The 12,308-nt window shown below is 35.3% G+C and carries 12 protein-coding genes; 1 reads left to right on the top strand and 11 read right to left on the bottom strand.

Annotation, left to right across the window (positions count from 1 at the left end):
• Positions 1–247: 247 nt before the first annotated feature.
• The 8 genes from opp4C to MJG50_RS11130 all read right to left on the bottom strand — a co-directional run bounded on the left by opp4C (position 248) and on the right by MJG50_RS11130 (position 9,311).
• Positions 248–1,156, bottom strand: coding sequence for an oligopeptide ABC transporter permease (gene opp4C, locus MJG50_RS11165; protein WP_240255777.1), 909 nt, complete (start codon positions 1,154–1,156; stop codon positions 248–250).
• 12 nt (positions 1,157–1,168) lie between these two features.
• Positions 1,169–2,134: an oligopeptide ABC transporter permease gene (gene opp4B, locus MJG50_RS11160; protein ID WP_240255775.1), complete on the bottom strand. Its 966-nt coding sequence runs from the start codon at positions 2,132–2,134 to the stop codon at positions 1,169–1,171.
• A gap of 35 nt (positions 2,135–2,169) precedes the next feature.
• The gene (opp4A, locus tag MJG50_RS11155) at positions 2,170–3,888 is read right to left on the bottom strand and encodes an oligopeptide ABC transporter substrate-binding protein (RefSeq protein ID WP_240255773.1); all 1,719 of its coding nucleotides are present in this window, start codon (positions 3,886–3,888) and stop codon (positions 2,170–2,172) included.
• Positions 3,889–3,942: 54 nt separating this feature from the next.
• Positions 3,943–4,935 (bottom strand): ABC transporter ATP-binding protein, encoded by a 993-nt coding sequence (locus MJG50_RS11150; protein WP_240255771.1) that lies wholly within the window; start codon positions 4,933–4,935, stop codon positions 3,943–3,945.
• Position 4,936: 1 nt separating this feature from the next.
• On the bottom strand, positions 4,937–5,959 hold the full coding sequence (locus tag MJG50_RS11145) for an ABC transporter ATP-binding protein (RefSeq protein WP_240255769.1): 1,023 nt from the start codon (positions 5,957–5,959) through the stop codon (positions 4,937–4,939).
• Positions 5,960–6,230: 271 nt separating this feature from the next.
• Positions 6,231–7,004 carry a DUF2268 domain-containing putative Zn-dependent protease gene (locus MJG50_RS11140; RefSeq protein ID WP_240255767.1) on the bottom strand — a complete coding sequence of 258 codons (774 nt, stop codon included), beginning with the start codon at positions 7,002–7,004 and terminating at the stop codon, positions 6,231–6,233.
• 95 nt (positions 7,005–7,099) lie between these two features.
• The gene (gene fabF, locus MJG50_RS11135; protein WP_240255765.1) at positions 7,100–8,335 is read right to left on the bottom strand and encodes a beta-ketoacyl-ACP synthase II; all 1,236 of its coding nucleotides are present in this window, start codon (positions 8,333–8,335) and stop codon (positions 7,100–7,102) included.
• A gap of 43 nt (positions 8,336–8,378) precedes the next feature.
• Positions 8,379–9,311, bottom strand: a complete 933-nt coding sequence (locus MJG50_RS11130; RefSeq protein ID WP_240255763.1) for a beta-ketoacyl-ACP synthase III — start codon at positions 9,309–9,311, stop codon at positions 8,379–8,381.
• A 194-nt stretch (positions 9,312–9,505) separates the two neighbouring features.
• Here MJG50_RS11130 and MJG50_RS11125 point away from each other — a divergent pair, with 194 nt between their 5' ends.
• Positions 9,506–9,772 (top strand): hypothetical protein, encoded by a 267-nt coding sequence (locus tag MJG50_RS11125; RefSeq protein ID WP_240255761.1) that lies wholly within the window; start codon positions 9,506–9,508, stop codon positions 9,770–9,772.
• A gap of 23 nt (positions 9,773–9,795) precedes the next feature.
• Here MJG50_RS11125 and MJG50_RS11120 read toward each other — a convergent pair whose 3' ends face one another.
• The 3 genes from MJG50_RS11120 to MJG50_RS11110 form a co-directional block, all read right to left on the bottom strand.
• Entirely contained in the window at positions 9,796–10,752 is a 957-nt protein-coding gene (locus MJG50_RS11120; RefSeq protein WP_240255759.1) for a BMP family ABC transporter substrate-binding protein, read from the bottom strand.
• A gap of 96 nt (positions 10,753–10,848) precedes the next feature.
• Positions 10,849–11,373, bottom strand: a complete 525-nt coding sequence (locus tag MJG50_RS11115) for a Rossmann-fold NAD(P)-binding domain-containing protein (RefSeq protein ID WP_240255758.1) — start codon at positions 11,371–11,373, stop codon at positions 10,849–10,851.
• Positions 11,374–11,465: 92 nt separating this feature from the next.
• The gene (locus MJG50_RS11110) at positions 11,466–12,209 is read right to left on the bottom strand and encodes an alpha/beta fold hydrolase (protein ID WP_240255756.1); all 744 of its coding nucleotides are present in this window, start codon (positions 12,207–12,209) and stop codon (positions 11,466–11,468) included.
• Positions 12,210–12,308 lie beyond the last annotated feature (99 nt).

Genomic DNA, 12,308 nt, shown 5'->3' with positions numbered 1-12,308 from the left:
GAATAATAGTAATTGTTTTATCTAATTATGAATTCTATTAAAAATCTGTCGAAATTGCAAGATTATTTTTATAATTTTTACGATTTTTTCGCTTATAATCCTATGAAAATCCTTAATTTATTGCCTTTTTTATTTTTCACTTTAATACTTCATTGTGATAAAGTTTGTTTTATCAATATAGTAGTTTTATTTTTCAATCTAGTAAGTAAACAAAAAAAAGATCCATCACATTTAGTGATAGATCTGTTTAACGATTAGATTTTGGATTCAAGGCATCCTTTAATCCTTCGCCTATGAAATTTATACAAAGAATTGTTAACGTAATCGCTGCTGCAGGTGGTACCCACATCCAAGTATACGTACGCAGCACTACTGAGTCTCTAGCTTCTGATAACATATTACCCCAGCTTGGTGTATCAGTAGAAACACCAAAGCCCAAAAAGCTTAAACCAGTCTCTGCAACGATCATAACAGCCAAAATCAAAGTAGCTTGTACAATGATGGTTGAAGAAACATTCGGTAACAGATGCTTCATAATAATCTTGGAAGGTCTTGTTCCGATTGATTTAGCTGCTAAGATATATTCATTTTCTTTTTCTGCCAGAATTCTACTTCGTACAATTCTTGCAACGCCGCCCCAACTGAGTATACTAATAACGATTATGATTGGCCATGGTCCAGACATTTTTCCACTTAAAATTGTATTTATCACAATTACGAATATTAAAAAAGGAAAAACTAAAACGAAGTCAGTAAAACGCATCAATAATTGATCCATTTTCCCTCCATTATACCCAGCAATCGATCCTATAATAGTTCCAATAACTGTTACAAAGAACATACAGGTGAACCCAATGAGTAAAGAAGTTCTTCCACCAGCTAACAACCGTGCAAAAACATCACGTCCGTTCGTATCTGTTCCAAGCCAATGCTCAGCAGATGGTGCTTGTTTTAATTGCATGAAGTTTACACGAACTATATCTTGCTTTGATAGCATCGGGCCAATAATTACTGTTAGCAAAATTAGCACTAGAACTGATAAGCTTATCATAGCTAGCTTATTCTTCATGAATTTTCTTCTTGCTATTACCCATGGCGAGGGACTCTTTTTAACTGTGTTTGTTACATTTTTATTTGTATTTGAAACTACTTCCATTTATACCCCTCCTTAATCCAATCGAATGCGTGGATCCACTATGCCATATAGTAAATCGGCTATAAGATTTCCGAAAAGCGTTAGAAATGAAAGTAACATTGTTATCGTCATCATAACTGCATAATCTCTTCTTGTAACGGATTCTAGGAATAGCTGTCCGATACCAGGATAAGTGAAAATTGTTTCTGTAATAACTGCTCCACCGATTAATGTGGCAATATCAAAACCTAAAAATGTTACTAACGGAATAATTGAATTTCGTAAAATATGTTTATTATAAATATTTGATTCCTTTGTTCCTTTTGCTCTAGCTGTTCTTACAAAGTCTTTACGACTATTTTCAATTATGTCATTACGTAAAAATTGTGTGTATGACGCTGTACCCATTAGACCTAAAACTAATGCTGGAAGTAATACATGTCTGAATTTACTAACATAATATTCCCAAGTGCCAGGTTCTAAACCAACTTCTATAGATCCGCTAAATGGGAACCATCCAAGCTGAAACGAGAAAAAGTAAATAGCCACAATCCCAGCTACGAAAGAAGGAATCGCAAGTCCAAAATAGTTATATCCTGCAATTAAGTTATCTCCAAGTGTATACGGTTTTCTTCCGGCATACATCCCCATTAAAAATGAAAATATATACGTAAATATTAAAGACACTAATGCTAAAAATAACGTATTAGGAATTCTTTCTAATATTAAATCTGATACTTGCATTTTATGTGCAGTTGATTTCCCAAAATCCCCTTGAACAAAATCAGTAACCCATCTCCAATATTGTACGTATATTGGGTCATTATAACCTAACTTCTCCTTCATTTCTTCGATATATTGAGGATTCGTATTAGATGGATCTATTTCTCCCCCAAAAGGGTCCCCTGGCATCATTTTTGCCAGGGAGAACACTACTAAGGAGGCAAGGAGTAATAATGGAATCATGCCAAGAATTCTTCGTATTGAGTATTGTAGCATGGTGTATTCCCCTTATCCTTTAAAATTTCTTCGAATTACTCTGTAATATACCATTCATGTACATTATCTTGGTATCCTACTGCATTAATATGAACACCTTGAAGACGTTTGTTAATTCCATAAAGGTCCATGTTTTCCCATAATGGTAATGCTGGTAATTCTTCGTTAAATAGTTTTTGCCAATCAACATAAACTTGTTTACGGTAGTCATTATCAAATGCTTTCTCACTTAGACCTTCCATAAGAAGCTTGTGACTTTCTTCATTTACCCAACGACCATAGTTCCATTCAGCATCATTATCCCAAAGACCAGATGGATCTGGATCAGAACCAGTTGACCAAGAACCGAAGAATGCTTCTAGTGCTGCATCATCTTGATCTTTCATGTCGTTATAAAGGTTGAATTCAATTAATGTACCTGTTGCTAATTCAGTCTTCACACCGATATCATTCCAGCTTTGGATAATTGCTTGTGAACGACCTTCGAATGTTGCATTTCCTGCATAGTGACCGAATGAGATTTTGAATGGTTTACCTTGTGGATCTTCGACGAATCCATCACCATCAATATCTTTATAGCCTGCTTCTGCAAGTAATTCTTTTGCTTTATCTGTATTGAACTCATATTGGTTAATTTCAGAATCATCTACTGCAATCCAGAATGCAGAAGGTACAACTGTGTTAAATACTTTACCTTTCCCAGAAAGGAATGCATCAATCATCGCTGGACGGTTGATTGCATATAATAATGCATGACGTAATTCTTTTGAATTAAATTTGTCAAAGTCTGCAACGTTTGTACGAGTTGCTTGGTCACGGTGACCGAAACGTAAACCAATGTATGAATAAGCTGTACCGCCAGATTCTTCTACACGAACATTATCCATACCTTCTAATTCTTTAACAGATGCAGGAGCGATTTCCATAATATCAACTTCACCATTTTGGAATGCACCATTTGCTAATGATGGATCGATAACTTTAATAACTACGCCATCTAATTTTGGCTTACCTTGCCAATACTCATCATTACGCTCTAACTCAACATATTCACCAGCAACAACTTTTTTAACTTTGAATGCACCAAGACCTACTGGTTCTTTGCGGACAGGATCAGACTCAGCTAAGTCTTTAACCGCAATTCCTTCATATGCTTTCTTAGGCATTGGAGTTGGCCAAAGATTTTCTAAGTTATTAATTTTTACTTCTTTGAAAGTAATTGCAATTGTATGTGGATCAATTACGTTAATACCTTCGATATGATCTGCTTTACCATCTTTCTTTTCTGTTGCACCTTTGATTCCTTCAACATAGTTGAAACGAGAACCATCATAGTCTGGATCTGCCATTGTTTCAAGGGCAAATTGCCAGTCTTCTGCAGTTAATTCTTCACCATTATGCCATTTAACGCCTTCTTTAATTTTGAAAGTATACGTTAATTTGTCTTCACTAATTTCCCAAGTTGCTAAGTGAGGAACAGTTTCTAATTCATCATTAGTCGCGAACATACTTTCTGTTGTAAAGTTTAGAATTTGTGCATCGATAGCACTTCTGTAATATGCTGATTCAAATACACCTTCAGGAGCAGTACTTACCGCTAAAGTGATTGTGCCGCCTTCTTTTGGAGCAGCTGTTTCAGATCCAGCTTTTTCATCTTCTTTTTTTGCTGATTTTTCATCTTTACCACCGCAAGCTGCTAGGAATAATGACATTACTAGCATAAGAGCGATAGTCAACAATGCTGACTTCTTCATTTTCTTTCCCCCAGTTCATTTTCTATATGTTTTAAATATTAACCTGTCAAATAATTACTTATATAAATGACAAGCGACCTGATGTCCTGGCTTCACCTCCTTTAATTGTGGTTTTATACGTGAACATTCCTCCATTGCCTTAGAGCATCTTGGATGGAATGGACAACCCGTAGGAGGGTTTGCAGGACTTGGTACATCCCCTTGAAGAACTATACGTTCTTTTTTCTTTCTAGGGTCTGGTTCAGGAATTGCCGAAATTAATGCTTGAGTATACGGATGAAGAGGTTCAGCGTACATACTATCCTTATCTGCAATTTCAGCAATATTACCTAAATACATAACCCCAATTCGATCACTCATATGCTTTACAACACTTAAGTCATGAGCGATGAATAGGAATGTCAATCCAAACTCCTCTTGTAATTCTTTTAATAGATTAAGAACTTGTGATTGTACGGATACGTCAAGTGCTGATACAGGCTCGTCCGCTATAATTAACTTTGGTTTTAATGCTAATGCACGAGCAATTCCAATTCTTTGTCTTTGTCCACCTGAAAATTCATGTGCATACTTATAAAACGCATCTTCTGGTAAGCCAACCCTGCGAAGAAGTTCCACAACCTCGTCTTTGAGTTGTTTTAATGACTTACCTGTATAATTAATAATCGGTTCGGCTACGATATCTCCTACCATCTGCATTGGATTTAATGATGCGTAGGGATCTTGGAATACCATTTGAAAATCTTTTCTAATATCTCTCAGTGTTCTACCTTTAATACTAGTAATATCCTTACCATCTAGTAAAATTTGGCCAGATGTCGGCTCTAGTAATCGTAATATCGTTCGTCCAGTTGTTGATTTCCCACAACCTGATTCACCTACAAGGCCAAGTGTTTCACCACGTTTAATCTCAAAAGAAATATCATCAACAGCTTTTACATTCGCTATTGTCTTTCTTAAAAACCCACCTTTTATCGGGTAATAGGTTTTTAGATTTTTCACTTCTAACAATACTTCGTCATTATTATTTACGATTTGTTTAGCCATCTTATATCACCCCTTCTACAGGCTGACTACTCTTGTACAATAGACAAGAAACATCATGTCCATCCTCTACTTCTGCTAATACCGGTGTTATTTGTTTACACTCTGGCATTGCAACTGGACAACGATCTGCGAATCGACAGCCAACTTTAGGCATATTTTTTAAGGATGGGACGATACCTTCTATTGAACCTAAAGTATCAACCTCTTCATCTAATTTAGGAATTGATTCCATCAGTAGTTTCGTATAAGGATGTTTCGGATTATAGAAAAGTGTATCAACATCTGTTTTTTCAACAATTTTACCCGCATACATAACAATTACTTCATCACACATTTCTGCTACAACACCTAAATCATGTGTAATTAAAATCACGGCCATATTATTTTTTGTTTGTATATCTTTAATTAACTCCATAATTTGTGCCTGTACTGTAACATCTAATGCAGTTGTTGGTTCATCAGCAATTAGCAGTTTTGGTTGACATGCAATTGCAATTGCAATCATAACTCGTTGTCTCATTCCACCTGATAATTGATGGGGATATTCATCGACAATACTATCTGGACGTGAGATACCTACTTGTTTGAGCAGTTCAACACTTACCGCTCTCGCTTTTTGCTTTGATATTTTTTGATGATTGAAAAGTACCTCTTGCAATTGGAAGCCGATTGTAAATACTGGATTTAGTGCCGTCATTGGCTCCTGGAAAATCATCGACATTTCTTTACCGCGTAATCCATTCATTTCTGATTCACTATAGCCCGCAATATTTTTTCCTTCAAAGATAACTTCACCATCGGTTATTTTTCCGATCCCCATAGGTAAAAGCTTCATAACGGACATAGACATTACACTTTTTCCGCACCCGGATTCTCCAACAATTCCGACAATTTGTGACGGTTTAACACTAAATGATACTCCGTCGACTGCATGATATATTTCACCATCTATTGTAAACCCGGTCTTTAACCCCTTCACTTCAAGTAAAGGTGCTTCATTATTACTTCGCGAAATCACGCTCATTCTCGACACCTCAAATATTCTCAAAATTCTAAACAAATATTATATTTATATAAAGAGTTTAGTGGAAAACTATTATAATTGCAAGATAATTTTTTCATTTAATATAATTATTTTTCTGAAAATACCATCAAAAACAAGTGAAATCAGGGATTTTTTCTTTTACTAGAATAGGAATCGCATATTATTTCAATATATTTATAATATTTTATTAAGTATAAATTTTCTAACTAAAAAAACAACACTGATTATTATCAATGTCGTCTCTATAACACTATTTAATTATGTTTTCTGAAGGAATTTTGAATAAATCCTTACATTCAAGTCTATGTTTTTCCATGTATCTTTTCACCAAATAGTACCCAGCGCAATATCCAACCATCTTTGGATAAAATCCCATTCCATATAAAAGTTCATCATGTTTTCGTTCTGACTTGAAAATCGATTGATTAGGTTCTATAATATTTTTCCATAATCTATCAACCTGATTTTCTGTATAATATTTCGTCCATCCAGCTACTTGATCTGGCCCGCATTGTTCACTAACAGCATTTTCTGCCAATCCCTCTATTATGATCGAATCTAACAATGTGTAGTTATCTTCACTTTTATTAATTTTCGTTAGACGACAAACATGATTATATTCATGAGTAAAAACCGCTTTTATCTCATCCACACTATTATTGCTGGAAAAGAATAAAAATAACTTATCCTTAAATGCGAGCCCTGACTTCCCGTTAAATTCTTTTCTTATTTTCCGATTGTATTCATCAACTGGAAAAATAAAAATTGGAATCGAAGGTCCATTCCATTCCCTCTTTAATCGATCTTCCTCCTTTTTCACAACTCGCCATATATTCTCCGGAAGTAGCTTAAGAGGTGCTTCCTCACCCTCTTTATGTGGTTTGTACATACCGTGTACCCGTAAGTATTGATAAATCTCTCGTTCAGAGCTTTCCATTGGAAAATATGTGGTTAGTTTTTTGCAAATTTCTAGTGGATTAGAATAATGATCCCTTATCCACTCATCAGTACGAATGATTCCCATTACTCCCTCTTCCTTCCCATTAAACTACTAGTTAGGGTATTCAGAGCAAATAAAAAAGAGCCAGACCATTTTTAAAGTCTGACTCACTTTCAATTTTAATACTTCTTAAAGATCAGAGTTGCATTATGACCACCAAACCCAAGTGAGTTACTTAGGGCAGCATTAACAACCATTTTTCTTGCTTCATTTGGAACATAATCCAAATCGCATTCTGGATCAGGTGTTTCGTAATTAATCGTTGGCGGAACGATATCCTCTTTTATTGCTAAAATCGAGAAAATAGCTTCTACCCCACCAGCAGCTCCAAGCAAGTGGCCCGTCATCGATTTTGTAGAACTAATTGCAAGCTTATTAGCATGGGCACCAAAAACCTCTTTAATGGCTAATGTTTCAAATTTATCATTATAATCAGTACTTGTGCCGTGAGCATTAATATAAGCAATCTCATTAGGTTCAAGGTTAGCATCTTCAATTGCTTGACGCATTGCACGCGCTCCACCTTCTCCACCCGGTGCAGGTGCTGTAATATGATAAGCATCCCCTGTTGAGCCATATCCAACAATTTCAGCATAGATGTTTGCTCCACGAGCTATTGCATGCTCTAGCTCTTCTATAACTAATATACCAGCACCCTCACCCATTACAAAGCCATCTCGATTTTTATCAAATGGTCGACTCGCTGTATTCGGATCAGGGTTAAAAGACAATGCTTTGTTCGCACAAAATCCAGCAAAAGACATTGTAGTCAAAGGAGCTTCAGTCCCGCCTGTAATCATCACATCGGCATCGCCACGTTGAATAACCTTAAATGCATCTCCTATCGAATTTGTCCCTGTCGCGCAAGCAGTAACCGTACATGAGTTAATTCCCTTAGCTCCAAGTGCGATTGATACTTGTCCTGCTGCCATATCAGGAATCATCATCGGTACATAAAATGGACTAACCCTTCGATATCCTTTTTCAAGAAAAATTTTATGCTGCTCCTCATGGGTTTCCATCCCACCAATTCCAGAACCTATCCAAACCCCAACACGAGGAGCAATGTCATCTGTAATTTCCAAATTTGCATCTTTAACAGCCATAAGAGACGCCGCTAATGCATATTGGGTAAACCGGTCCATTCTTCTAGCTTCTTTTTTGTCCATATAATTTTCCGGATTAAAATCTTTTAGTTCAGCTGCCACCTTTGCAGGTAAACCTTCTATTGTAACCCTTGTAATAGGTCCAATCCCTGATACACCATTTTTAGCATTTTCCCATGATGTTTCTACATCATTTCCTAATGGAGTTACTGCTCCTAATCCTGTTACTACAACACGTTTCTTCATCATAATTAAATCTCCTTCCATATATCCTCGATTCTATGCTTAATTCTTAACGACCCCACTTGATTGCAATCGCACCCCAAGTCAATCCGCCACCAAAACCTACCATAACTATAATGTCGTCATCCTTGATTCTTCCAGCTTCTAAATCGTCAACAAGTGAAAGTGGTATTGATGCTGAAGAAGTATTTCCAAACTTATTTACTGTCTTTGACATTTTTTCTTCAGGTAGCTCCAGACGCTGTCTCGATGCCTCCATGATTCTAATATTTGCTTGATGTGGTATTAAAAAATCGATATCTTCTTTTTGTAATCCTGCCTTTTCTATCACATTCACGCATGATTCTCCCATTTGCCTTACAGCAAATTTAAAAACCTCTCTACCGTTCATGATGATGTATTCATCCTGATACAAATGCTTTGCGCCAGTTCCATCCGCACCAAGTTCAAATGATAAAATCCCTCGGCCTTCTGAAACATTCCCAATTACCGCAGCTCCTGCACCGTCGCCAAATAATACAGCGGTATTACGATCTTCCCAATCAGTGATTTTCGATAATTTTTCTACACCAACTACTAAAATATGTTTATAAGTTCCACAGTCAATAAATTGCTTTGCTGTCACAATACCGTACATAAAACCAGCACATGCTGCACTAATATCCATTGCAGCTGCGTTCTTTGCCCCTAGTTTTTCTTGTATCATGCATGCGACCGAAGGAAAAGGTCGATCAGGTGTTACCGTTGCAACAAGTATCATATCAATTTCTTCAGCAGTAATTCCAGCATTTTCTATTGCTTTTCTTGCCGCCTCATAAGCCATATCCGATGTATTTGTATTATCATCTGCAATTCTTCTTTCCTCAATACCAGTTCGAGTACGTATCCATTCATCAGAAGTATCCATCATCTTTTCTAAATCATGATTGGTTATTATCTTCTCAGGTATATATCTACTAATTCCTAATATTCCAGCACCCATTCCAAACACCCCTTTAATTATGTCAAATATTATTATCAATTATTATGACTTGGTACTAATTTTAATTCATTTTTTTACTCATATCAACTATTTCAATTTAACTAATACAAAATCGTGTAAGTATGATACTAGTCTATCCCATTATTAATGAATGAGCATACGATATAGAAGATCAAATGTAAGCAGGTGATTATATGAATCCAAACCAAAAAGAAAATAATTCTGATCCAAAAGAGCCAAGCCTCAGAGATGATCCATTTAGCCGTCTTATGTTCGGTAATCGTCAGCAAAGAGGTACGGATGAGGAAAGACCCGAACCTATTCAAAAAGATGAAAATAATCAAATTGATTATTCACAACTGATGAATCAATTCGATGAAATAATGGCTTCAGTAGATAAGATAAAACCTGCTGTAAAACAATTATCTCCTTTCCTCAAATTTTTCAAGAAAAAAAAATAGCTATCACACTGAAGTGATAGCTATTATTGATTTGGTAAATCCCCTGTTTCTTTGTATGTATGAATTGCCTTTTTAAATTCTTTTACGAAGTCGTCATCAATATTAGAACTCAATTCACCCATTGAAATGACCCCATCTTCAAAATCAAAATAGAGATTACCTGCATTAAGCTCACCTTTATTAAACTTTTTTGCAACTAAGAGATAGAGTTTATCTACTTGTTGTATCGTACTTGTTAATACAGTTCCTTCACCTAAATCTGATTGGTCAGAAATATATCCTATTGCATATAGCCCTTTTTCTTTCACTTTTTCAATTACATGGACATTGTATCCATCCCCTGCAGGGTAAATAACGTCAACACCTTTATCAATCATATTATTTAAAATAGATATTGCACGTTTGTCATCATTCCAATCTTCGACATAATCTATTTCAACATCTACACTATGATTTTGAAAAGAGGCTCCTTCATAAAAGCCGTTGATTTCAGGCTGCCATTCAAAAGCAGCTATAATTCCTACTTTGTTGGTCTTCGTCATTTCTCCTGCAACCATACCCCCAAAAAACCCCATTGCATTACCTTTAAAATTTAAACTTGTCACATTCTTTCCTCTAACATCACCATTAAAACAAACGAAATGAACATCTGGATAGTCTTTAGCAATATTATTAAAAATAGGGGCATACTCACTACTATGACCAAAAACTAGGTTCACGTCTTTTTTTACAAAGTCATCAACCACCTGTCTTGTAGCTAACTCTGAGACAATCCCCTCCTTATAAAAAATATCAACTCCAAGTTCAGATTGAATTTGAAGCATTCCCTTATATCCCTTTGTACCCCAAACCTGATCATTAATTGAATCAGGCACAAGTAGACCTACCTTTGTAATTCTATGTTCAGAATTAGGTTGTCCACATGCTGTCATACTGACAAGAAGGAAAAAGAGAAAGAACCACTTATATGGTTTTTTCATCTTGACAACTCCTTTAAAACACTGAAACAATTCATTTTCAAAACCTTTATTATTATTTTACTTTTACTATAGCGGAAAGTAAAAGAGAAAATTTCACTATTCGAAATAAGTATTCACCCATTCCCTATATTCCTCAACTTTTCGATGCCCAGTCTGAAGATTTGTAGTCGTAAAATCAATTAAAGATGTAAAAAAGTGAGCTTCCTTATAATGGATAACTTGCTTGGAAAGCGTAAGATTTAGTTCTTCACACCATTTTAAATCAAATTCACTCTGCTGCATATGATTTGTATGCGAAGATACAAGTACGAGTCTTATTTTATTTGAATAACAAAATTCAATTGTTTTATTAAGTATGTTTGAACTTCTATCACATATATCATCCATCGCATATAGAACAACGTCAATATTACAAAAGGAGAAATTGTCTGAAGAAAAATCAGAAAGATCTTCAAATATAAAATTTGCATTTCTTCCTATGCGGAACATTTTCTCTTCTTCCATACTATCTTTATCCGGAGATAAGTCTACACCGATTACATATATATCTTCATCAAGTAAGCGACAACAAATCCCATGACCGACAAACGTAAAAGCCCCAATAATCATTGCTTGTTTCATCCACTTTACACCCCTATGTCATAACCTAATTACTGTAATCGTATGCCAAAAAACAGAGTAATAGTCCCAGTCAAGAAATAAACATGGGACTATTACAATTGCTTCTCGTGATCCTTATAAAAATTACAAATAGATTGGCTTAAGCCAAATGCTTTTTCATTCACATGATAACTTACAATTGGTTGTTTACTTTCACTTTGCCTAATTTCCTTATACATTCTAGTATGAATTTCAGGTTGGTACGTCTTATCAGTTGTATTTTGCCAGATTCTAACCGGTGTATTTGGTGAATGATAGTCAATGTTGGGAATATACCTTTCAAGGTCAATCATAGCTTCCTTATCATTTATTTCAAATGCAGCTGCAAGTTCCTTAATTAATCTTTTATAAAAAAATTTATTGTTTTTTTCGTATTCAATATGCGCCAACAGATCGATGCAAGGGTTTAATAAAGCTACAGATCTAATTTTATTTTCAATTTTGTTCATTAATTGTAATGCGACTAATGCACCCATTCCCTCAGCAAATATATGAATTCGCTCATTAAGGATCTCCCTTTTCATTGTCATATGACAGAGCTGGACAGCTAATTTTAAAGCCTTCGAACTTCCCCAATGTACCCCATATAGATTGGAATAAAAAATAGTATAGCCTTCCTTCTGGAGATATTCGATGATGTTTTTTCTCCCCGGATTTTGCATCCAAAAACTTGTATATTTATCAACAAAGTTGTTCTTATCACCAATTATTAATACACCAAAACCATTTGGTCTTTCTGGCAAATGAATGACAGACCATTCCATATCAACTTGAAAAAAGCGTTGGTTTTGATCCATTTCCATCTCCCCTAATTTCTTTAAAAGTAACTTCTTATTAATCTATGTAGTCAATCAAAAGATGAAAGGGGGATTGCCTATTTTAAAAGAACTTGTATT

It is taken from the genome of Fredinandcohnia quinoae (assembly GCF_022427965.1).
GTDB classification, from domain to species: domain Bacteria; phylum Bacillota; class Bacilli; order Bacillales; family Bacillaceae_L; genus Ferdinandcohnia; species Ferdinandcohnia quinoae.
Note: the sequence above shows the minus strand (reverse complement) of the source record. Positions and strands in the feature narration are given on the sequence as shown.